The following is a 21,946-nucleotide window of genomic DNA, read 5'->3' as shown; positions in this document are numbered from 1 at the left end:
AAAGAAGGCCACTTAAAAAGTGCCTTCTTCTATTTCACTAATATTTAATTGAAATTTCACGATCCAAACTGAGAAAAGGTGGACAAGAAGCGCAAACGCCATACATGCTCCGCTTAAAAAAGTTAGTATAGGATGCGAATACACGTGCCCTAATCCATAAGATATTGCCACGAAAAACATTGTTATGTAAATATAAATTGCTCCATGTATTTGCCTCATATAAACCTCCTTTTCACATAGTATAACATAAATTTTTCTGATTATTCACATTAATAGACTGTAATTAATATTTCTCAACTGTTACACCTCTAACAGCAGCCTTAATATATGGTGCTCCTTGTAAACTTTGTAAATCCTCTGTTTTGCCTGTTACGACTACACCGTATATTGGTAGGTCTTTTGGTTTGGTGTTTTTTATTTCTTTATAATATTGTTCAAAATAATCACTTGGTATACCTTCACTATTTTTTGCTAAATACTTCATTTGGTATAGAAACTCTTTTGAGTTTATTGTTAAATCGTTTTTCACATCTTCTTTTACTTTTGCATAACTTCCTTCAAATCCAAAAACATTTTTAGCCATTTCCGCATTTAATATCGCGCCATTTTTAGGATCTTTTAACCCTACATAAGAATCACTTTTCTTTTCATTATATGTATCTACCCAAAACCAAACTGGCTGTACACTTTTCGGAAGCATTTCAGTAATTTGTTCAGCTGTATACGATTTATCAAAAGATAAGGCTACTTCTGCAACTTTATTTTGCAAATCGCCAATATTTTTCAGGTCATTCACATAATTTTTATAAGTAACGAAAGGTAAATAAAACCTCATTTCCCTTTGCATTGTCTGCACATTATAATCTGGTATCATAACAGCCTCTTCACCTCTTTTTTCCTCATCCAAACTAACAAGCTCACCATTGTAGTGCTTCATACTATAATCCCATATACCAGATTCGTATATATCATTTATCCATTTCACTGGTTGACCAGCTATATTTTTATAAGAGTTATATATTACTGTACTTCCTGTCATACCAAGACTTAAATACATGCTTCCGCTGAAACGTATATTAGGCCCTTGAACCATATGTAGTGCATTCATTTCTCTTTCCATTTTTCTAAACGTTTGCTGTGAGAAGTAAGATGCACCCAAAAACAAAGTTACTATAACAATAATGCACGCACAAATAGAAATAAGCCAATTTCTCCAAAACTGCTTCCTCTTCGCTCTCTTCATCAAAGCTTTCATCTGTTTATCATCCATATTCAAATCAAAGTCCTTCCGACTCATCATTTCTCCTCCTATACAATTTTTTAAATTGATTCCTTGCACGGTACAAACTTGTTTTCACTGTTTCTTCTTTCATATTTAATAAAATGGCAATTTCCTTATAAGATAGTTCATATTCATATTTCAACAGTAAAATATGGCGATATTCCTCCGTCATCGTCTCCAATATTTCTTGTACCTCGCCTTGTAGTTCACTTGTTAAAAGCACTTCATCTAATGACTTTTGACCAATAAGAACGACAGATTCAATCGCAATGGGATTTTGTAAATCTCGGTGCTGATTGATCGCAACTCTAAAGAGCCACGGTGTTAAATGTTCTAACGGTATTTCCTCCATAAGCAATAAAGCTTTATACAACGTATCTTGTACAATATCTTCTGCTTCTTTTCTATTTGCTCCAATCTTAATTAAGTATCCAAACACAGCTTTTGACTTCTCTATTAATAACGATTCAAATGTATCATGGCTCATCTAGCTCTCCTTTCTACATACTCAACGTTTGAGAGCGTAAAATGTATACAGCTTTTCTAAAAAATTTTTTTCATAATAAAAAGCACATCTATTTTGATGCGCTCTTCATATATACTTTATTAACATATAAATTATTTTTTTGAAACAAAAACTCTCACTCATCTCTCCATACTATCGTTATGACTTAGTTGCCATAATAATTGAACGAGGATAAAACCCCAGCTTTTCATAAAACGATACAGCTTCATTTCCGTACACTACTGTTAATTCAATTTCATCTATCTTCTTCGCTTTAAACCATTCCACTGCACTATTCATTAATTTCAAACCAAATCCGTTTCTTCGGTATTTTTCATCAACGAATAAAACTTCAATCTTTCCGCTTATACTTTTGCTATACGCTATACAAAATCCTAATATATTATTTGTTTCTGCCTCAACTAATAATTCAATTCTATATTCTCCGTACTTTAAATTTTGTTTATAATTTTCAATACGTTCCTCAAATGTCATTCTTGGATAGTCACCAGAAAAATGTTTTGATTTATTATTATGATATTCATGCAATTTATTTAAAGGTTCTCTTATTATTTCTATTTCATCAAGAGTGATATATTTATTACTAATTCTCATCCTACAGCATCTCCAATAATATATATTCCAACCAAAAAGATGACCATGTTACGGTTATAAAATACCAATCTATTATTTCATCGCATCCTTCACAACATCTTGAATCATAACGACTTCTGTTTTCATATCAACAGAGGGGACTTCCTCATCGATACATTCATACCAAAATTCCAAATGCTTTTTATCAATTTCATGATGAGAATTTTCGACAAGAGCCCCGCCTTCTCCTTGCACAGAATACCAATATAAGTGCTCTTCTCCATCTCTTATTTCCCGGAAAATTGTCTCAACGTACATCTTTTCGTCGTTTAATGTCAAAAGTACTTCTTTCATATTGTCATTAAGAAGCTGCATCCATTCATCGACACGATGACTTTTACCTTGTTTCACTTTATCACTTTAAATCTCGTTAATTCCACATTCATTTTTATTCCCCCGTTTTCTTCCGTACAAATAATCTATATTCTATTGGATTATGAAAACTTAATTTGCTAGCTAAATTTCGCGAAGAAGTATTGTCTACATAACAATCCCAGCACGGTGTAATATCATTTTGCATGCAATATTCAATAAACCTTGCTGCAACAGCTTGAGCTAATCCTTTCCCTTGATATGCTTTATGCGTCACAATATCAATTTCAGCAAATCCATTCCCGCTAAATATCGAAACACATTCAGATACAATTATCCCATCTTGTTCTATACAAAACCCAAAGCCATTATTTAAAAATGCTTCAGTTGCTCCCCAATATTCTTTATAATACACCTCTGTAAATTCATTGCTTCGTTCTATATCTCTTCTATCAATACGCTTCACTTCATATGTATTTTTGTTACAATCTCGTTTTCTCTCTTCAAAGATTACGCTTTGAAATTTCATTCGCGGGATGTTCCGAAGTACATGACTAAAACGCTCTTCAATCATCATTTCCCACTCGTCACTCGAAGAGAACAATGTAAATCTTTTCTCTGTTTTTTCAATAGCCTTTTTTATAAAAGAAAATAAATCTTCGTTGTAATTTTGATCATCAGTATGACCAAATAAATAATAAATGCCCTTCGCTGTACGAATTAGTCCTGCTGTTAACTTCTCGTTTACAAAAACATCACCATCTATCACTTGATCACATACCGCATAAGCAAACGTCGTCGTCTTTGTATGGCTTTCTAAAATCGGAAGGATTTTTCTATACTCAGCTACAGATAATTTTTTCATAATTGCTCCACTTTAATCGTATCCGCCTCTATATGTTCAAAACAAAGATTTACCGTTCTCTTTAATGCTCTCGTTCTATGAATCGTACATGCTGGAATTAAAATAGAATCATTTGGCTTTAATACCGCTGTTTCTCCATCTTCAAAATCAATAAGTAACTCTCCCTCTAGCACAATAAATAATTCATCTGAATTAGAATGATAGTGCCAATCATATTCACCAGTAAATACAGCGATTCGTAAACAATGACTATTTACATTTGAAACGACGAAGTTTTTATGTTGATCTTGAATGTCCTTTGTTAATTCTATTAAGTTCACAGTTTCCATCTTTCGTCTCATCCTTTCATTAGTCGTTCTTCTGAAAAAACAACTTAGTCTCCACTACCTCCGCAATCTCCTCCACCATCACTTGAGCTGCTACAATCATTGCTACTGTAATCACCGAATCCACTTGATGAGCTTGAAGCGTATGAAGATTTTTTGCTCATTTTTCTTTGCCTATCTTTCTTACCTTCATGACTAGGCCATACTTTATTAAATAATATAAAGAATAAGACTAACTCTATTACGACAAGGATATATCCAAAAACACTCTCAATAATATTGGGGGTTATCCCAAAACTGTAAAACAGCCTAGCTGAATAAAGACACAAAATTACATACAGGGCCATACAAATATATCGAAATGTTTTTTCTATCATAAGGACTACTTTTTTTGAAAAAGGTATGTTCTGTTCCTGTTTTTTCTTTATATACTTTTGTCTCTTCGCTTGCTTTTTCTTCCTCTTTTTGCTCCCCACCCAATCCCCTCTTTTGACTTTTATTTTTCATTTAATTCCAAATTATCACAAAAAACAACATTGTAACAAGCTATATTTTACGTAAAGTTTTATTTACTTTTTGTAAAGTTTTATTTACTTATTCCCTAAAAATGGATATAACAAATGTAACAAATTTACAAAAAGGAGACTTTGTATATTTGATTAAAAATAAGGTAAAACAATTCCGCGTCGTTAGAGACATCACCCAAGAACAATTAGCTTCCTCTGTTCAAATCACTAGACAATCCCTCATCGCTATCGAAAAAAACAAATACAACCCAAGTTTAGAATTAGCATTGAAATTATGTGAGTTTTTCAACTGTAAAGTAGAAGATTTATTTCAATTAGATAAAACTGGGGAGGAAAAAGAATGAAAAATACTTCTAATCAAAAGTTCATTTCACATCTTACTATTTTATTGTTAGGATCATCATTACTTTATTTCAATAGTAACGACGAAGAAAAGATTAGTTCTGTCCTTCTATTCGTTGGTGTATACATACTCTTAGATTTAATACTATTAGTAGTGAAAAAAATATTCTTTAAGAAAAAAAAGAGCGTTTCCGAGAAATATCCATTACCTGAGATGGATGAAAGAATCGAGAAGATGAGTTTAAAGCTTATGGCACAAATTTTCGGTCTCTCTCATTTAGTCGGCTCTGCGATACTATTTATTTTATATATCACTGACAAAAATTCGATGATACGAGTTGAGTATGCCTTGTATTACTTATTCGGCATTCTTTTCTTTACAATGATGTTCGGATTGAAAATTGTAAAGAAACTAGACAATTAATCTAAACAAAAGCCCCTCCTTACAAAAGGAGGGGCTTACATGTATTTCTATTATGATAAAGCAGGAGCTTTTTCAAGAAGCTCTTTCGCATCAGCGTATTGTAAGCCATGCGCTTCTGCAACTGCTTCGAATGTTACATATCCATCTAATGTGTTAATACCTTTTAGTAATGCAGTGTTGCCTAAGCAAGCATCTTTGTAGCCTTTGTTCGCAATTTGTACTGCATATGGTACTGTTACATTTGTTAATGCAAGAGTTGATGTACGTGGAACCGCACCTGGCATATTAGCAACTGCATAATGAACAACGCCATGTTTTTCGTAAGTTGGGTTGTCATGAGTTGTAATACGGTCAGTTGTTTCGAAAATACCACCTTGGTCAATCGCGATATCTACAACGACAGAACCTGGTTCCATTGATTGAATCATTTCTTCTGTTACAAGTTTTGGCGCTTTTGCACCTGGAATTAATACTGCACCAATAACAAGATCAGATTCTTTTACAGCTTCTGCAATGTTGTATGGATTAGACATTAACGTTTTTACTTGGTTACCGAAAATGTCATCTAGTTGACGAAGACGTTCTGCACTTAAGTCGATGATTGTTACATCTGCACCTAAACCTACTGCAATCTTCGCTGCGTTTGTACCAGCTTGACCACCACCGATAATTGTTACTTTGCCGCGTTTTACCCCTGGAACGCCTGCAAGTAAAATACCTTTACCACCCTTGTTTTTCTCAAGGAATTGTGCACCGATTTGTGCAGACATACGACCTGCTACTTCACTCATAGGTGCAAGTAATGGTAGAGAACGGTTTTCTAATTGTACTGTTTCATATGCAATAGAAACAACTTTCTTTTCGATTAATGCTTTTGTTAATTCTGGTTCTGGAGCTAAGTGTAAGTATGTGAATAAAATTAAACCTTCGCTGAAATAGCCGTATTCACTTGCTACTGGCTCTTTTACCTTCATAACCATATCTTGATTCCATGCTTCTTCAGCAGTTTCAACAAGTTTCGCACCAGCTTGTACGTATTCTTCATCCGTAAAGCCAGATCCTAAACCTGCTCCTTTTTGAACAAAAACTTCATGACCATTTTGTACTAAATGTACTGCTCCCGCTGGCGTCATTGCCACGCGGTTTTCATTGTTTTTAATTTCTGTTGGAATACCGATACGCATTATTAGTTCCCCCTTGAGTTATGAAATGACCCCTGAATCATTTTTTAAAGCGCTTTCTACGCTCTTATATTTTAACATAATATCTCAATATTTGACAAAAAATAATACAAGTTTTCCGATAGATTTAATTTTATATTAAAGGGCAGTATTATCCGCACCTCTTTGCATAAAGGATAAACTGTCCAATTATTCGAAACTTCTCTTTATTTTTCTCTATCGATGTCTATGAATAACATCTACTGCACCAGTTACTTCAATAATTGTACCGGTAATCATATCGGAATCTTCCTCACATAAAAACGAAATCGTTCTTGCGATATCTTCGCCTGTTCCAGATCTACCAATTGGTGTGTTACGTTCTTTCAACTGACGCGCTTCTTGAATTGTCGCTTCTTTCATTTCACCAATAATATCACCAGGACATACCATATTTGCAGTAATTCCATATTCTGCTTCTTCGTAAGCAACAGTTTTCGTTAATGAAACAAGTCCTACTTTCGCTGCTGCAAAAGCTGAACGATAAATCCATCCCGGTGCACTATCTGCCCCTTGGAATCCGTAATTAATAATACGGCCAAATTTCTGTTTTCTCATAATCGGAACGACAAGTTTCAACAAATGAAATACCGCTGTTAAATTACCCTGAATCATTTCATTCCATTCATCTTCTTCATAATCGACTAACTTTTTTCGTTCAAATACATATGGACCAGCATTATTAATTAAGAAATCAATTTTGCCAAAACGGCTTATCGCTTCTTCTACTATTTTATGTAAATCTTCCTTTTTCGTGACATCCGCTTGCACGAATTGTAGACGCTCTTCCATATTTTTATATGTTTCTTTCATCTTTTTCATAGCCGTGATATCGCTATGATACGTTACTGTTACTGAATATCCTTTAGCCAATAACTTCTCTGTTACTTGCTTTCCTAAACCTTTCGTACCGGCTGTAATGAGCGCGTGTCTCACAAAACGGCCCCCTTTTAAATTGCTATAGTTCATATGTAACAAGTTCTCGCACCAATTACAACTAAAATGAATCAAAACAGAGTTTTCGAAATTCTGTAACGTTTCCGACAAGCATATTACCAAAATTTGTTTTATAATAAAGTTGTAAACGGTAATAAAAATGATTGGGAGGAATTTACTATGAATAATACATATACAAATATTTTAATCGCGGTGGATGGTTCTAAAGAAGCAGAAAAAGCCTTTAAAAAAGCAATTCAAGTCGCAAAACGCAACAATGCAACATTAACTATTGCTCATATCGTTGATGTAAAAGCATACTCAGCAGTAGAAGCTTATAGCCGTGCAATTGCTGAACGTGCAAATCTATTTGCAGAAGACTTATTAGAAGACTACAAAAAAACTGCGCTTGAAGCTGGCCTTGAAAAAATTGAAACTGTATTAGAATTTGGTAATCCTAAATCAAAAATTTCAAAAGAAATCGCTCCAAATCATAAAGTAGATTTAATTATGTGTGGTGCAACTGGTTTAAATGCTGTTGAGCGTTTCCTAATTGGTAGCGTCTCTGAACATATTATTCGCTATGCGAAATGCGATGTCCTTGTTGTTCGTGGTGATGAGGAGCAAGGTGAGCTTTAATTTATAAAAATAAATAGGGTAAATAAGAGGCTTCTCTTATTTACCCTATTTTCATTTATACTTTTGGAATTCTGTAATCTGGATTATGCTGCTCCCAGCCACCTTGTGTATGTACACTCGTATCGCCATCACCATCTACCCATATTGTTCTCCCGTCAGGTAAAACTCTTTCATGGGGTGTTGCATGATGCGTATTCGGGTTTTCCTCCGCTGTATATTCTGCATCCATTACTTCTGGAACTGATACTGATGCTTGTGCTACACTATCACCTTCTACTCCGTCGGCGATTCCATCCACACCATCAACTATATCAATAACTCCAACTGAGAAGACGCCTACAGCTGCAACTTTAGCTAATTCTTTCCCTGCTTCTATTGCTTTATCAGTATCTCCTTCTCTTATTGCTTGTACAGTTTCAACTCCCTTTTCCGAAACATGTACAATCCCTTTTCCAATTGTCGTTGCTGTATCTTGAACTGTTCCAAGTATTTCTTCGTATCCTCGCTTCGCTTGCTGTTTATCATCTGTAATAAGACCACCTATAGCATCATACGTCCCATCAGCAAGATTCCCAACGATTTCCCCAGTTTTCACAGTAGCTTTATTAACACCTTTTCCAACATCCTTTATGAAATTACTGTTCGTAACTTCTCCTACTGCTTCTATCGCACCGCCCACTACTTCGGCTGTAACTTTAGCGGCTGCTTTAGTTACTAATTTAATTAAACTCATACCGCATCTCCTTTTTAATATCATTATATAAAACTATTGCGATTATAATTATATAGCTGTAGTCTATATAACTACAACTTATTTCACATACTTTACTATAAACACAAAACAAACCACAACAACAATAACGATCGCCAACACATAAGGCGGAAGAAACTTCAAAGACCACAATGCCATCATAATCGTAGCTACTGTTAAATAAGATTGCCTTGCATCTTCTGTCATTTTTTTACGAAGGCATAAAACATACAAATAACCAATTGGCGGCGTAATAAAGCAAAGAACATATATGATTTTTGATTTCAAATACCATTTTTGTTCCCCAAGTTTCTGTATATCTTCTTCTATTCTCTTATGCTCTTGTTCTCTCGCTTCTTCTACAAGCGGATTTTCCTCTTCTCCTCGCTTTTCTTTCATATAAGGAAGAAAATGCATGAAAAAATAGTATGCAAATACGAACGCTCCAAATCCAATATTTACTCTTTCTAATGGAATATGTTCACTAAAACAAGCAGCGGCAATCACTAAAGAAAAACAATACGTCGTTATCCAAAATGAACGTTTTCTCTTTTTTCGTTCCATTTCTTTTTTATCTTGTACATGTTTTCTTTTCGAAAGCCATATCGAAATACAGCAGTCTACTACAAATAGAATAAAGATAAATATCCCGATATGTACTGTTTCTACATCCTCAAATGAAAAGATACTTGGGAATGCAACGTGCAATACAATTAGCGTATACAAAATTAACCCTATAAAATAAATACGTCTCATTTTCCATCCCTTTCTTATTTCCTAACATTAGGTTAACATACATTTTTTAGAAATAAACGGACAAAATATATATGTTTAAAAAAGGAGGGTGCCACATGGATGATTCTGAACGTATTATTTTAGATGTGAATGGGAAAGAAATCGAAATGTTAGATACAATTCGCGCACATTTTAGAGAAACACATGGAATTGAGCTAAGTAATGGTGCATTACTGCGAGATTTAATGGATATTGAGTATATTCGAATTACGGAAGATCGACATAAGTATGATTAAAAGAAAACGACTGCAGGCGAATGCCATCAGTCGTTTTTCTTTCTTTATTTAAGCTCTTGATGCTTCCCGCCCATACCACCTGGCTCATTGCTATCTTGGTGTACAGTTACTTTATTGGTTTTCGCATCTTTCAAAACTCTATATGTATATGATTCGTTTGGTTCATCTTTAAACTGTACATTCATACCGTAAGAACCAATTTTACTATAAAAGGCCGGTTTTATGTACGAAATATCACTTTCTTTATATCCTTTTTCTTGCAAGTGCCACATCGTTGCAAGAATCGCTTCCTCTCGCTTTACTTGTTCACCAACAAAGATATATTTGTCTAGGAGAAACACTTTAACATTTGCACTTAAGCTAATTAACAGTAAAACGATAAATATTATTTTTTTCATAGACTTCCCCTAAATTGTTATTTTTTACTATATCATAACTTAAATACTAGTAAAAAAGAAAGTACGCCAGACTTTAACAGACTGGCGTACTTTTCAACTCAATTCTTAATAACTTCTTTCGTTAATCCCTTCGCCTTCTCCAAAGCTTTTTCAATTTGCTCAAAACCAGTCCCGCCTGCACTGTTACGACGCTTTACAGCTGCATATGGTGACAGCACTTCATACAAATCTTCTTCAAATAGCGCACTCATTTCTTTATACGTTTCAAGTGGTACATCTACTAAATAAATTCCTTTTTGTGTGCAGTGCAGCACTAGCTTTCCAACAATTTCATGAGCTTGACGGAATGGTAGTCCTTTGTTTGCTAAGTAGTCAGCAATTTCTGTTGCGTTAGAGAAATCTTGCGTTACAGCTTGCCCCATTTTTTCTTTGTTTACAGTCATTGTCTCTAACATGCCTGCCATAATATGAAGGCATCCTTCTACTGTTTTTACTGTATCAAACATTCCTTCTTTATCTTCTTGCAAGTCTTTATTGTAAGCGAGCGGTAATCCTTTCATTACTGTAAGTAAACTAAATAAATTACCGTATACTCTGCCTGTTTTACCACGGATTAGTTCCGCCATATCTGGATTTTTCTTTTGCGGCATAATGCTGCTTCCCGTTGCGTATTGATCGCTCATTTCAATAAATTGAAACTCTTGGCTACTCCATAAAATAAGTTCTTCGCAAAAGCGTGATAAGTGCATCATAAGCATAGATGAGTTACTGAGGAACTCCAATATGAAATCGCGATCGCTTACTGCATCTAAACTATTTTCATAGATTCCATTAAATCCAAGAAGCTCCGCACTATATTCTCGGTCAATCGGGAATGTTGTCCCAGCTAACGCTCCTGCTCCTAATGGTGAAATGTTAATACGCTTTAACGAATCTTCATAACGATTCACATCGCGCTCTAACATCCAAAAATAAGCGAGAATATGATGCGCAAATGAAATTGGCTGGGCACGCTGTAAGTGCGTATAGCCAGGCATAATCGTTTCAATATTATTTTCTGCTTGATGAACAAGAACCGTCTGCAATTGTTTTGTAGCTTTCATAATATGCTCTACTTTTTCTTTTAAATATAAGTGCATATCTGTCGCTACTTGATCGTTACGACTTCGGCCAGTATGAAGTTTCCCGCCTACTTCACCGATTTTTTCAATTAACATCTTTTCGATATTTAAATGAATGTCTTCCGCTTCAACGGAAAAATGCAATTTATTTTGTTTCGCTTCTTCTAATAAATATTGAAGACCTATCTTTATTTTCTCTGCTTCTTCTTTCGTAACGATGCCTTGCTTTGCTAGCATCGTTACGTGTGCAATACTTCCGTTTATATCTTGATTTACTAATTGTTGATCGAAGGAGATGGATGCTCCGAACTCTTCAACCCATGCTTCCGCTTCTTCTGTAAAACGTCCGCCCCAAAGTTTGCTCACGCTTCCACCTTCTTTTGATTCACTTGGCTGTATACTTTCGTCGGTAACCCGAATAATGAAATGAATCCAACTGCTGCATCATGATTAAATTCATCCTGAGCAGTATATGTGGCTAGTTTTTCATCATATAAAGAGTATTCAGATTTACGTCCTTCTACAATCGCATGGCCTTTAAATAATTTCACACGCACCATGCCTGTTACATTCTTTTGCGTTTCTTGTAAGAAAGCATTCAGCGCTTGTTTTAAAGGCGAGAACCATAAACCGTTATAAATAAGTTCTGTTATTTTTTGCTCAATCATCGGTTTAAAATGCGCTACTTCTTTTACGAGTGTTAAATCTTCCAGTTCCTTGTGCGCCGTAATTAAAGTCATCGCTGCTGGGCATTCATATACTTCACGCGATTTAATACCGACAAGACGATTTTCTACGTGATCGATACGTCCAACGCCATGTTTTCCAGCAAGTGCATTTAACGTTTTAATAAGTTCTGAAAGTGGGTATGCAGTGCCATTTAAAGTCGTCGGTACGCCTGCTTCAAAGCCAATTTCTAAAAATTCTGGTTTATTCGGTGTATCTTCTAATGCCAATGTCATCTCATATGCATCTTCTGGCGGCGCTGCCCATGGATCTTCTAAAATGCCACATTCATTGCTGCGTCCCCATAAATTTTGATCGATTGAAAACGGGCTATCTAAATTAATTGGAATCGGTACGTCGTTTTCTTTTGCATAGGCAATTTCTTCTTCACGTGACCATTTCCATTCACGTACAGGTGCAATTACTTCTAAGTAAGGATTTAACGCTTGAATAGAAACTTCAAAACGAACTTGATCATTCCCTTTCCCTGTACATCCGTGTGCCACTGCAGTCGCTCCTTCTTGTTCTGCAATCTCTACTAATTTCTTCGCGATAAGCGGACGTGATAATGCTGAAACGAGAGGGTATTTCCCTTCGTATAACGTGTGCGCTTGCATCGCCATCAATGCATATTCATTTGCAAATTCTTCTTGAACATCAATCATATATGATTTAATTGCACCTACTGAAAGTGCCTTTTCTTTTACAAATGCTAAGTCTTTACCTTCCCCTAAGTCTAAACAAAGCGCGATAATATCATAATTCTTCTCTTGTAACCATTTAATTGCAACGGAAGTATCAAGGCCTCCAGAATATGCTAATACAACTTTTTTCTTCTCCATTTTGCATCCCCCTAAAGAATAAATATTCATTTTCTTTTATAATAATTCACACTTTAACACCTTTTACAAAATGTATCAAGAGTCATTTTCAAATTTTTTCAAACAATTTCGTCGAACTTCTTTCTGTTTTTTTGTACAATATAAGCAGGAAAACGGGGGTGAACTTATGGAAAAGTATTTCTTATACGATGAACATCTCGGAATTGAAGTTCCGCATTTACAAGAAGACTGGGAAGATATCCCCGAAAAAATGCAACATGCGATTTTATTAAAATGGGAACAAGTTCGCGGAAAGATTCCTGATCGTATAAAAGAACTCGAACATTATATTAATGCAAAACAGCATCATTTAAATAACGAAGAAGACTTCGAAATTTCTTGCAAACTGAATTCAGAAATTGCCGATCTCGCTTCCATCATTAATGACCTTTGGCTTTGGTATCGACTCACTCAACATGTATCTGAGGGGAAAGCACACCAATAAAAAAAGCATGCCCCTCAATTATTTTGGGTCATGCTTTTTTGTCGTAACACGATTTACAATATATTTCTTGTGCTGTTTTCGCCAAGCACACATCAAACGGGCCAACTAATATACTTCTTTCTTTCGGCAACTTTACAAAAGCAACAAGCTCTTCTTCATATTGAATCTTTTTCTGACATGAAACGCATATTAACTCTTTTCTTTTAAACATGTCTTTTAGCATATTCTCACTCTCCTCTTCATCTATCTATATTAATATACTCTCATAATAGTTAAAACTTGTAAAAAAATGACACATTATAAAGTAAATGATTCATATACTATGTACAAAAGGAGGCCTTACACTTATGCGCGCTTTCGTTATTATCGCTTTAACTTTTTTAAGTGTGATTAGCTGGGATGCGTTTTTTAAAGATAAAAATACAACTGAATAGAAACTCTTCTTTTCTTACTTATTGGACAAACTAAAAAAAACTGTCCAATTCTCCAAAATAACTTAGGCTTTTCTACAAAAATATTTAAACATAACAATTTTTGTAGATTTCCTCCGTTTATTGTCGGTTTCCATCCGCATACATTTTTTGAAAGTATGATATAATAATATAAATCTTGAAGGAAGGGATTTTGATATCATGATCGCTCGAAGGAGCATGTGGCATCGTATTGACGAATCATACACGTAGCGTATTTTCCAGCTCAGATACTTTAGTCTAGCGAAAAAAATACGAGAGTGGGGAAATTATGATTGCCCGAAGGATAATTTGGCAAAAAAAAGACTCTTCTTACACATAGCGTTTTGTTTAGGACTTAATTGTTACTAGCTAAACAAAACAAAGAAGAGCAGGATTGCTAAATGAAGAATCCTACTCCACGTTTTGTTTAGTCGTTTTAAGACTTAAACTAAAACGAAAGTAGGGAGAATTGATGGACGAGAGGATTATTCGTTATTTCTTCAGCGACATATAGCGTAGTTAGTTTTTTCGTAAACTAACTGAAAGCTACATGTGAGCTCGTAGTTAGTTTACAACACAAAAAGGACTACTAACTACGGAAAGAAGGAATAACGATGAGGAACATCCAAAGTCGACAAATTATTAAAGAAGTTTTTATGGTTTTAATCGGTTCATTTATTTTAGCAGCAGCGCTATATCACATTCACTTCCAAAACCACTTAACAGAAGGTGGCTTTGTAGGTATTGCACTATTCATCCAAAATTTTTATGATATTTCACCATCTATTTCAACTGTAATGATGGATATCCCAATTATTCTACTATGCGCTTCATTGTTAGGTAGAAAAATGGTTGGCTATTCATTCTTAGGTTCAATTTCATTCGGAGTATTTTATTCTCTTATGGAAAATTATTCTCCATTTACGGTCGATTTATCAAACAATTTATTTATAGCTGCAGTAGTTGGCGGTGCGTTAGCTGGTATTGGACTCGGTTTTATATTGCGATTTGGCGGTGCAACCGGTGGAGACGATATTTTAACAATTGTATTAAGTAAAAAAACACGTTTTACAATTGGGCAAATTTTCTTCGTCTTTGACGCGATTGTTCTTGCGCTTTCATTATATTATTTAAATTGGACAGAAATTGCTTTTACTATTCTTTCGATTGCCGTACAGGCAAAAACATTGGATTTAATTTATTATCCAAAAACAGAAAAAGCAGAAGAAAAGCAGCCAGTATCTATTCCAATGTCCAAAAAGCATGCAACAAATTAAAAAAGCGAAAGGCTTCGGCCTCTCGCTTTTTTTTATGCTCTTTTTTCCTTCTCGACTATGTGGCGCACTTGATAAAATCTATTTGCAAATTCAGTAACGTTTCTTGTTAAACGATAATTCACTGTAGACCCGATTGCCATTCCAATTACTGGAATTCCTTGGAATAATTTACGACGAAGAGCATAAATCGAAAATGTTTTCAAAATTTGTTTTAAGATGATTTCAGTAGAAGCTGGTTGTAACACCGCTTCGTCTCCTTCGTAGAAGAAGGAATCTTCTTGTTCCAGCTCTTGCAGTAAATTGTACCAAGCGTATTGCTGAAGCCTTCCTGGTAGTAATGACGCATGAAATACCTTTAACGCAAGCATCATTTCATAAGGCTTGTTCACATCATGTCCAAATGATGTTGCAATAAGTTGGACAGCCTTCACATTTAACGCAATCATAACCGGAAAATCAGCCGTTAATAATAATAAACCTCCAGCACCCGTTGCTCCGCCTTGTACGAATGAATATAAGCGATGTCGTGCTGTTTGCTGCTCTGCTATGTATGTTAATTGATCAATAGATAATGCTTTTAAATCCTCTAGTTGCTCAATCGATTCATCAAATAATCTCGATGTTCCTAAAATACGATTACGCGCCTCTAACTGTGATTGTGAACTTTGAATCAATGCATGCAAATGAAAGAGCCATCCATCTGCTTTCGTAAAGAAATCTTTTCGTTTTTTCTCAGGTAGTTTCGCAATTGTATTATGTACCCATTTATCAAACAGTTTTTGAAAATCAGTCGCTTCTTGCTCAACTAATTGCGATTCCCATTCTTTTATATTGTCTAAAATGGCTTGTTCTCGCTTCGATCGCATCGTAACAACCACCTCGTTCGATTTTTTTCTATTGTAACATATTTCTGCTTATTCTTTGCAAATATGCTTGTCTATCTTTATTCACATACCACTTTTAGTGACATAAAATATTAACAAAAAGGATGAGATAAATCACATGAATCTATCCGATATAAAAAAAGAATATCATGCAGTATTCAGTTTAGGACAAAACTGCTGGCCTGCTTGGGCGTTATATCAATTCAAATTATCACCATTTTTTGGCGTTATTGATTTTATGCTAAGCCCATCATTAGAAAAGGTGAATATATTATTACAAAATCGATTTGACCGTTTTTTACAGTTAGAAAACTTATCCTTCATCTCATTTTGGGATGATGATGCGAAATTAAGACTACGGGACAATCTATATGAAATCGACTCCTGCCACGACTTTAAAACAGATGTAAACACACCAACTTCTTGGCCTTCTTATACAGAAATTAAGTTAAATTATGAGCACCGAATTAATCGTTTTCTAACAACAATTGACACAGCACAATCCATATTATTTATTCGAACTGGAGGAACATACGAAGAAGCACGTTCCTTGGAACACATTTTATCTCAAATCGTTACACATACATTCTCTGTCCTATTACTCATTCCTGAAGATGTACCAACTGTTACGGAAGAAGATTGGGGATTGCAAAATATTTGCGTTATAAAATGTCCTATTATGGATGTATTTCAGTACAATGAAACATTTTGGAATGACTTATTTAATGGCATCGTAATTCGACCACATTCTTAAATACACGACACTTTTATTACGCAATACATTATAATCATCCTTATACAAAATAAAGTGAAACTTTAATCAGTGGGGTTTTTGTTCATCCCCCACTGATTATCAGCCCTCACCAATCGGACTTTTACGGACAGCCCGCCCCCCACCTAACTTCTTTGCTTCCGCTGAATTTTGAGGTGGGGGTCTTACTGCCCGTTAAAGCGGGATAAATAAGGAGTGATTGTATATGTATCCACGTGCAAAAGCTTTCGGTCTTGCTTTACATCACGAGCGGCTTCTCGTACAAGAATATCATACAGACGATGAAACATATTACCGGCCTCTTGGCGGTTCAATTGAACTTGGTGAAAAATCAGCACATACCGTTATTCGTGAATTTCAAGAAGAGCTTCATACAGAAGTGGAGATCACTGCTTATTTAGGTTGCTTAGAAAACATCTTTCATCTTGATGGAGAAATTGCTCATGAAGTCATTCAGTTATATTCTTTACGCTTATTAGACACGTCACTATATGGAAGGGAAGTACTGAATATACAAGATGAACAAACAGTATCGTATGCGAAGTGGATTCCCATTACAGCATTCATTCAGGAGAAAAAAGTACTATATCCAGATGGAATTTTAAACTATATCCAAAAGAAAAAAGACGAAATCCTATAGGACTTCGTCTTTTTTTTCATATATTAACCGATGTTTCCAAGACGTAGTACGTCACGAGCGATCATAACTTCTTCGTCAGTTGGAATTACAATAATTTTTACTGGAGAATGTGGGAAGTTGATGAATGCTTCCTCACCGAATACGTTATTGCGTTTTGCATCGAAGTATACGCCCATGTATTCAAGGCCTTCTAATACGCGTTCACGAATAATCGCACTGTTTTCACCTACACCAGCTGTGAAGATGATTGCGTCTACACCTTTCATACGAGCAGTGTAAGAACCGATGTATTTGTGGATACGGCTTACGAATACATCAAGTGCTACTTTCGCACGGTGATCGCCTTCTTCTTCTTTCGCAATGATGTCACGTAGGTCACTAGAGTAACCAGTAAGACCTAACATACCACTCTTCTTGTTTAATACGTTAACCACTTCTTCTACTGTTTGGCCTGTTTTTTCCATGATGTATGGAATTAACGCAGGGTCAATGTTACCAGAACGTGTACCCATTGTTACACCAGCAAGTGGAGTGAAGCCCATAGAAGTATCGATAGATTTACCGCCTTCTACTGCTGCGATACTTGCACCGTTACCTAAGTGACAAGAAAGTAAGCTTAAGCTTTCAAGTGGACGACCTAATAGTTCAGCCGCACGCTCAGTTACATATTTATGAGAAGTTCCGTGGAAACCGTACTTACGGATACCGAACTTTTCGTAGTACTCATACGGTAAGCTGTATAGGAATGCAGATTCCGGCATTGTTTGGTGGAATGCTGTATCGAATACTGCTACTGCTGGTACGTTTGGTAATACTTCTTGGAATGCTTTAATACCAACAACGTTTGCTGGGTTGTGAAGTGGTGCTAAATCGCTTAATTCTTCGATATCAGCTAATACTTCATCAGTAATTAGAACAGAGTCAGCAAATTTTTCGCCGCCGTGAACAACACGGTGACCGATACCGCCAATCTCATCTAGAGATTTAACGATTCCGTTTTCAGTTAATTTTTTAAGAAGCATATTAACTGCTACTGCGTGATCTGGAATGTTTGTAATTTCTTTTTGTTTTTCGCCATCTACAGTAATAGTGAAGATACTATCTTCTAAACCGATACGTTCTACTAAACCTTTTGTTAATACTGTTTCACTTGGCATTTCAAATAATTGGAATTTTAAGGAAGAGCTTCCTGCGTTAATCGCGATGATTTTTGACATCTAGTCTTTCGCCCCTTTTTCTCTTGGTAGTTGTGTGGATGTTTCCACAAACCGCTCGATTTTATCTGATCAAATTTACTAAATATGAAAACGTTTCATCATTAGTAAATTTTATACTCACGATTTTAATTTAAACATCGTACGACATATATTTCAAGTGAAAAAATTGTAACACCAAGAAAAAAAATATATTACAGATTTCAAAAAAATTCAGTTAAATCTTGTATATATTTAAAAATATGACATATCATATAAAACTGTACTACATGAATCACTAGCTCTGTTACATATACCTAGCCTTATTTATGCGTTGCAAACCAAGTATTTAATTGGTCCATAATGTCCTCCATCGCCTTCATGTTGGAGAATTTAGGTAACTCCACTAATAACGCCTGTTTTGGCATTGTTACACTAGGACCTTTCTTTTGGAGAACAAATATACTTTTTGCATTTTTCTCGTTTTTAAACATGGAAACAGGTAGCTGTAATAACCCCTGAATAAAGCATGTTTCTTTAATAAACGCATGCAATTTCGGTGCTTGATCACTTTCAAAAATGAAGTTCGGTACTAGGAAGAATAAGTATCCGCCTTCTTTCGTATGCTTCACACTTTGTTCAATAAATAGGTGGTGGGCATATGACATTCCTTCATCTGCTTTTAACTTATATTCACTTGCACCAATTTCATTTGGATAGTAACCAACCGGTAAGTCTGAAACGACTGCATCAACTGGATCGATATAAAGCGGTGCTAGTCCATCTTGATGGAAGAATTCGATTGCATGCTTTTGTAAATTCGCATTTACTAAAGCAAGTTTAATTAGCACTTCGTCCACTTCTACACCAAATCCACTCATCGTAACGTTTTCTTGAGCACTATTGAAAACTGTCGTCATTAAGTTACCTGTTCCAATTGCAGGGTCTAATACAGTAATTTCATTTTGACCCTTCATAAATTTATGGAATAAGTAGCTCATGAACATACCAACTGCATCAGGCGTCATTTCGTGATTCGCTTGTACGCCTTCCTTCATTCCTTTTAAGATGGCTAACTGAAATGCTTTACGAATTTCTTCACCTTTATATGTTTCTTCATTAAACGTACTATATTCACGATTCAGTCTTTCAATTGCTGCTTCTGATAATTCCTCTTGTAAAATCGCTCCTTCAAACAAGTTATCCCCTGTTTCTACAAGCGCCTCTAAATATGTTACATCTAATTCTTTACGTAAAACTACCGCAGAAGAATCAAAAATAGAAAATAAAGTTTCTACTGTCTGACTCACGTACATTCCTCCTTCTCTCTTTTACACATAACTTATATCATACCATAATCTGATTTTTTCCCAAAAGAAAAAGCGACCTCTTTTTAAGAGCTCCCTTTTTAGTGATGTATGATGTAACGTCTTCTCTCGTATATCGATTCCATATAGCAATATATGAGAGAAGACGACCTCTTACACAGAGGTCATCTTCGTTCACATTATTTTGCAGCTTTTGCTGCTTCTAATGCTGCTTCATAGTTTGGATGGCTTGTACCTTCGCTTACGTATTCTACGTAAACTACTTTGTCATTGCTATCTACTACGAATACTGCACGAGCAAGTAAACGAAGCTCTTTCATTACTAAGCCGTAAGCTTCACCGAATGAAAGGTCACGGTGGTCAGAAAGTGTAACAACATTTTCTAAACCGTTTGCTGCACACCAGCGTTTTTGAGCGAATGGTAAGTCAACGCTAATTGTTAATACTTTCGCGTTTTCAATACCTGCTGCATCTTGGTTAAAACGACGTGTTTGTGCATCACATACACCTGTGTCGATAGAAGGTACAACACTAATTAATTTTACTTCGCCTTTGTATGTTTCTAAACTTACTGGAGATAAGTCATTTGCTAACACTTGGAAGTTTGGCGCTTGATCGCCAACTTTAACTTCTGTTCCAACTAAAGTCATTGGGTTACCTTTAAAAGTTACGTTTGCCACTTGAAAATCCTCCCTTATTTAAACAAAATATGTACAATGTAAATGATAGTTTGTCCCTATCGATAATGCAAATAAAATCGCTTTATTTACAAAAAAATTAAAGAAGCTAATCTATTGATCAGCTTCTTTATTCGTTAAATTTGAAATTCAGGATCGTCTTCTTTTCGTTTATCCATCATTTCTTTCACTTTATCAACAGCTTGTGGCGCTAATTCAATTATTTTATCGATGACGTGTGTTTGCTTATCTAAGTGCAACACTTTTACGCCTTCTCCATTTATAACAAGAAAAGCAACAGGATTAATAGAAACTCCTCCACCGCTTCCCCCGCCAAATGGATGGCGGCCTGAATGTTCTATTTTACCAAATTCACTTCCACCAGCCGCAAATCCGAAGCTAACTTTTGAAACGGTAAGAATTACACTTCCATCAGCAGCTTTAATTGGATCGCCGACAATTGTATTTACATCAGTCATTTGTTTTAAATGCTGCATTGCAGTTGTCATTAAACCTTGAATTGGATGGTCCATTCTATATCCCCCCTATGCTTGAACAGATTTTTCTGTCGTACCAGATCTTTGTCTTCTCATAAACACGAGTAATTTCACCGCTGTTTTTATAGTACGGAATATACGAAAAGATGCTGTTAACTCACATCTTGATGCAAATCCTTTCCCTTGAAAAACAGGAGTAATTTCAAATTCTGGTACGTCGACAATATGCATATATTGTCCTACAACTCCAGCAGCCATTCCTTTTGTCCCCCATGCATATCCGGTGACAATTCCAGTACTAGCTGCGTCGCCTGCTCCAATTTGCGTATGCCATTTCCAACCATTGATTTTCACTCGTTTGAGAAAATCTTTAACGATAGTATGAACTTCTTGCAGCTTTTTTATCAGTTCCCCAATACTATCAAGTTGTGCCATAATTTTGTTATCAAGTCCGCCGTCCTCTTCAGCTTTTTCGATTTTTTGTCCTGTTTTCTTCTGCTGTTTCTCAATTCTTTCCAACACATCAAATGTATATCGAATCATCCATATTTTCACTTGAAGCAAACATTGCTTTTCCATTTCTGAATATAAAAATGTCACTTTAAGCTTTATTTTCGACAATAGTATAAACAAAATAAAAAGGAGAAGAATTATTATTCCAATTACGAGCCACTTCATACGTATCATCCTTTCACTCCGTACCCATTATCGACAACTTTATTCATCATTAAACAGTGTTTCATAAGATTGAATATAAAAATTTTTCTAAAAATAAAAAGGTATTTTGACAATTTATATCGAAATATATTATTTGAACATATCGTCAGGGAACGGACTCTAA

The 21,946-nt window shown here is 35.3% G+C and carries 29 protein-coding genes and 1 pseudogene; 8 read left to right on the top strand and 22 right to left on the bottom strand.

Features of this window, described 5'->3' with window-relative positions:
* Positions 1–12 precede the first annotated feature (12 nt).
* The 8 genes and pseudogenes from QCI73_RS04540 to QCI73_RS04505 form a co-directional block, all read right to left on the bottom strand.
* Positions 13–219, bottom strand: coding sequence for a hypothetical protein (locus tag QCI73_RS04540; protein WP_001248905.1), 207 nt, complete (start codon positions 217–219; stop codon positions 13–15).
* Positions 220–283: 64 nt separating this feature from the next.
* The gene (locus QCI73_RS04535; protein WP_353822576.1) at positions 284–1,297 is read right to left on the bottom strand and encodes an anti sigma factor C-terminal domain-containing protein; all 1,014 of its coding nucleotides are present in this window, start codon (positions 1,295–1,297) and stop codon (positions 284–286) included.
* Positions 1,278–1,769, bottom strand: a complete 492-nt coding sequence (locus tag QCI73_RS04530) for an RNA polymerase sigma factor (protein WP_353822575.1) — start codon at positions 1,767–1,769, stop codon at positions 1,278–1,280. The genes QCI73_RS04535 and QCI73_RS04530 overlap by 20 nt, the downstream gene beginning before the upstream one ends.
* Before the next feature lie 177 nt (positions 1,770–1,946).
* Positions 1,947–2,402, bottom strand: a complete 456-nt coding sequence (locus tag QCI73_RS04525) for a GNAT family N-acetyltransferase (RefSeq protein ID WP_098313456.1) — start codon at positions 2,400–2,402, stop codon at positions 1,947–1,949.
* A gap of 72 nt (positions 2,403–2,474) precedes the next feature.
* A pseudogene (locus QCI73_RS04520) lies at positions 2,475–2,827 on the bottom strand (DUF6176 family protein).
* A gap of 2 nt (positions 2,828–2,829) precedes the next feature.
* Positions 2,830–3,618: a GNAT family N-acetyltransferase gene (locus QCI73_RS04515; RefSeq protein ID WP_353822574.1), complete on the bottom strand. Its 789-nt coding sequence runs from the start codon at positions 3,616–3,618 to the stop codon at positions 2,830–2,832.
* Positions 3,615–3,947, bottom strand: a complete 333-nt coding sequence (locus QCI73_RS04510; protein WP_071678969.1) for a cupin domain-containing protein — start codon at positions 3,945–3,947, stop codon at positions 3,615–3,617. The genes QCI73_RS04515 and QCI73_RS04510 overlap by 4 nt, the downstream gene beginning before the upstream one ends.
* Before the next feature lie 44 nt (positions 3,948–3,991).
* The gene (locus tag QCI73_RS04505) at positions 3,992–4,420 is read right to left on the bottom strand and encodes a hypothetical protein (RefSeq protein ID WP_353822573.1); all 429 of its coding nucleotides are present in this window, start codon (positions 4,418–4,420) and stop codon (positions 3,992–3,994) included.
* A 179-nt stretch (positions 4,421–4,599) separates the two neighbouring features.
* On the opposite strand from QCI73_RS04505, the gene QCI73_RS04500 reads away from it, so the two are divergent.
* The gene (locus tag QCI73_RS04500; protein WP_000594567.1) at positions 4,600–4,815 is read left to right on the top strand and encodes a helix-turn-helix transcriptional regulator; all 216 of its coding nucleotides are present in this window, start codon (positions 4,600–4,602) and stop codon (positions 4,813–4,815) included.
* Positions 4,812–5,237 carry a hypothetical protein gene (locus QCI73_RS04495; RefSeq protein ID WP_353822572.1) on the top strand — a complete coding sequence of 142 codons (426 nt, stop codon included), beginning with the start codon at positions 4,812–4,814 and terminating at the stop codon, positions 5,235–5,237. The genes QCI73_RS04500 and QCI73_RS04495 overlap by 4 nt, the downstream gene beginning before the upstream one ends.
* 50 nt (positions 5,238–5,287) lie before the next feature.
* Here QCI73_RS04495 and ald read toward each other — a convergent pair whose 3' ends face one another.
* Both ald and QCI73_RS04485 read right to left on the bottom strand, forming a co-directional pair.
* Positions 5,288–6,421 carry an alanine dehydrogenase gene (gene ald, locus QCI73_RS04490; RefSeq protein ID WP_327922385.1) on the bottom strand — a complete coding sequence of 378 codons (1,134 nt, stop codon included), beginning with the start codon at positions 6,419–6,421 and terminating at the stop codon, positions 5,288–5,290.
* A gap of 213 nt (positions 6,422–6,634) precedes the next feature.
* Positions 6,635–7,426 carry an SDR family oxidoreductase gene (locus QCI73_RS04485; RefSeq protein ID WP_002156665.1) on the bottom strand — a complete coding sequence of 264 codons (792 nt, stop codon included), beginning with the start codon at positions 7,424–7,426 and terminating at the stop codon, positions 6,635–6,637.
* Positions 7,427–7,573: 147 nt separating this feature from the next.
* Between QCI73_RS04485 and QCI73_RS04480 the strand changes: the two genes are divergently transcribed.
* Positions 7,574–8,032 carry a universal stress protein gene (locus QCI73_RS04480; protein WP_001066673.1) on the top strand — a complete coding sequence of 153 codons (459 nt, stop codon included), beginning with the start codon at positions 7,574–7,576 and terminating at the stop codon, positions 8,030–8,032.
* A 55-nt stretch (positions 8,033–8,087) separates the two neighbouring features.
* On the opposite strand, the gene QCI73_RS04475 is transcribed toward QCI73_RS04480, so the two are convergent.
* Complete coding sequence (locus QCI73_RS04475; protein WP_353822571.1) at positions 8,088–8,765, bottom strand: hypothetical protein; 678 nt, start codon at positions 8,763–8,765, stop codon at positions 8,088–8,090.
* 78 nt (positions 8,766–8,843) lie between these two features.
* Positions 8,844–9,539, bottom strand: a complete 696-nt coding sequence (locus tag QCI73_RS04470; protein ID WP_353822570.1) for a hypothetical protein — start codon at positions 9,537–9,539, stop codon at positions 8,844–8,846.
* 95 nt (positions 9,540–9,634) lie between these two features.
* Here QCI73_RS04470 and QCI73_RS04465 point away from each other — a divergent pair, with 95 nt between their 5' ends.
* Positions 9,635–9,814 carry a hypothetical protein gene (locus QCI73_RS04465; RefSeq protein WP_000342755.1) on the top strand — a complete coding sequence of 60 codons (180 nt, stop codon included), beginning with the start codon at positions 9,635–9,637 and terminating at the stop codon, positions 9,812–9,814.
* Positions 9,815–9,858: 44 nt separating this feature from the next.
* Here the strand turns inward: QCI73_RS04465 and QCI73_RS04460 are convergent, their stop codons facing one another.
* The 3 genes from QCI73_RS04460 to QCI73_RS04450 all read right to left on the bottom strand — a co-directional run bounded on the left by QCI73_RS04460 (position 9,859) and on the right by QCI73_RS04450 (position 12,901).
* On the bottom strand, positions 9,859–10,212 hold the full coding sequence (locus tag QCI73_RS04460) for a DUF3139 domain-containing protein (protein ID WP_061132057.1): 354 nt from the start codon (positions 10,210–10,212) through the stop codon (positions 9,859–9,861).
* Between the two features lie 98 nt (positions 10,213–10,310).
* Positions 10,311–11,699 carry an argininosuccinate lyase gene (gene argH, locus QCI73_RS04455; RefSeq protein ID WP_353822569.1) on the bottom strand — a complete coding sequence of 463 codons (1,389 nt, stop codon included), beginning with the start codon at positions 11,697–11,699 and terminating at the stop codon, positions 10,311–10,313.
* Positions 11,696–12,901: an argininosuccinate synthase gene (locus QCI73_RS04450; RefSeq protein ID WP_353822568.1), complete on the bottom strand. Its 1,206-nt coding sequence runs from the start codon at positions 12,899–12,901 to the stop codon at positions 11,696–11,698. The genes argH and QCI73_RS04450 overlap by 4 nt, the downstream gene beginning before the upstream one ends.
* Before the next feature lie 166 nt (positions 12,902–13,067).
* Here QCI73_RS04450 and QCI73_RS04445 point away from each other — a divergent pair, with 166 nt between their 5' ends.
* On the top strand, positions 13,068–13,385 hold the full coding sequence (locus QCI73_RS04445) for a hypothetical protein (protein ID WP_044790643.1): 318 nt from the start codon (positions 13,068–13,070) through the stop codon (positions 13,383–13,385).
* 28 nt (positions 13,386–13,413) lie between these two features.
* Here the strand turns inward: QCI73_RS04445 and QCI73_RS04440 are convergent, their stop codons facing one another.
* On the bottom strand, positions 13,414–13,608 hold the full coding sequence (locus QCI73_RS04440; protein ID WP_000910278.1) for a hypothetical protein: 195 nt from the start codon (positions 13,606–13,608) through the stop codon (positions 13,414–13,416).
* Between the two features lie 843 nt (positions 13,609–14,451).
* Between QCI73_RS04440 and QCI73_RS04435 the strand changes: the two genes are divergently transcribed.
* The gene (locus QCI73_RS04435; protein ID WP_001244531.1) at positions 14,452–15,114 is read left to right on the top strand and encodes a YitT family protein; all 663 of its coding nucleotides are present in this window, start codon (positions 14,452–14,454) and stop codon (positions 15,112–15,114) included.
* A 32-nt stretch (positions 15,115–15,146) separates the two neighbouring features.
* Here the strand turns inward: QCI73_RS04435 and QCI73_RS04430 are convergent, their stop codons facing one another.
* Positions 15,147–15,980 (bottom strand): EcsC family protein, encoded by an 834-nt coding sequence (locus tag QCI73_RS04430; RefSeq protein ID WP_001256869.1) that lies wholly within the window; start codon positions 15,978–15,980, stop codon positions 15,147–15,149.
* A 136-nt stretch (positions 15,981–16,116) separates the two neighbouring features.
* Here QCI73_RS04430 and QCI73_RS04425 point away from each other — a divergent pair, with 136 nt between their 5' ends.
* Both QCI73_RS04425 and QCI73_RS04420 read left to right on the top strand, forming a co-directional pair.
* A complete protein-coding gene (locus tag QCI73_RS04425; protein ID WP_001053724.1) occupies positions 16,117–16,752 on the top strand; it encodes a DUF1796 family putative cysteine peptidase in 636 nt (211 codons plus the stop codon).
* 223 nt (positions 16,753–16,975) lie between these two features.
* The gene (locus tag QCI73_RS04420) at positions 16,976–17,410 is read left to right on the top strand and encodes an NUDIX hydrolase (RefSeq protein ID WP_353822567.1); all 435 of its coding nucleotides are present in this window, start codon (positions 16,976–16,978) and stop codon (positions 17,408–17,410) included.
* A 23-nt stretch (positions 17,411–17,433) separates the two neighbouring features.
* Here QCI73_RS04420 and ackA read toward each other — a convergent pair whose 3' ends face one another.
* The 5 genes from ackA to QCI73_RS04395 form a co-directional block, all read right to left on the bottom strand.
* The gene (ackA, locus tag QCI73_RS04415; protein ID WP_000034576.1) at positions 17,434–18,627 is read right to left on the bottom strand and encodes an acetate kinase; all 1,194 of its coding nucleotides are present in this window, start codon (positions 18,625–18,627) and stop codon (positions 17,434–17,436) included.
* A gap of 299 nt (positions 18,628–18,926) precedes the next feature.
* Positions 18,927–19,913 carry a class I SAM-dependent methyltransferase gene (locus tag QCI73_RS04410; protein WP_139303674.1) on the bottom strand — a complete coding sequence of 329 codons (987 nt, stop codon included), beginning with the start codon at positions 19,911–19,913 and terminating at the stop codon, positions 18,927–18,929.
* Positions 19,914–20,110: 197 nt separating this feature from the next.
* Positions 20,111–20,611, bottom strand: coding sequence for a thiol peroxidase (gene tpx / locus QCI73_RS04405; RefSeq protein ID WP_000024530.1), 501 nt, complete (start codon positions 20,609–20,611; stop codon positions 20,111–20,113).
* Positions 20,612–20,745: 134 nt separating this feature from the next.
* Positions 20,746–21,141 carry a GerW family sporulation protein gene (ytfJ, locus tag QCI73_RS04400; RefSeq protein WP_000350002.1) on the bottom strand — a complete coding sequence of 132 codons (396 nt, stop codon included), beginning with the start codon at positions 21,139–21,141 and terminating at the stop codon, positions 20,746–20,748.
* 12 nt (positions 21,142–21,153) lie between these two features.
* Positions 21,154–21,792, bottom strand: a complete 639-nt coding sequence (locus tag QCI73_RS04395) for a DUF2953 domain-containing protein (RefSeq protein WP_041185191.1) — start codon at positions 21,790–21,792, stop codon at positions 21,154–21,156.
* Between the last annotated feature and the right edge of the window lie 154 nt (positions 21,793–21,946).

Source organism: Bacillus cereus group sp. MG16 (genome assembly GCF_040459875.1).
In the GTDB taxonomy this organism is placed as follows: domain Bacteria; phylum Bacillota; class Bacilli; order Bacillales; family Bacillaceae_G; genus Bacillus_A; species Bacillus_A paranthracis.
This window is presented reverse-complemented; position numbering and strand designations above follow the sequence as displayed.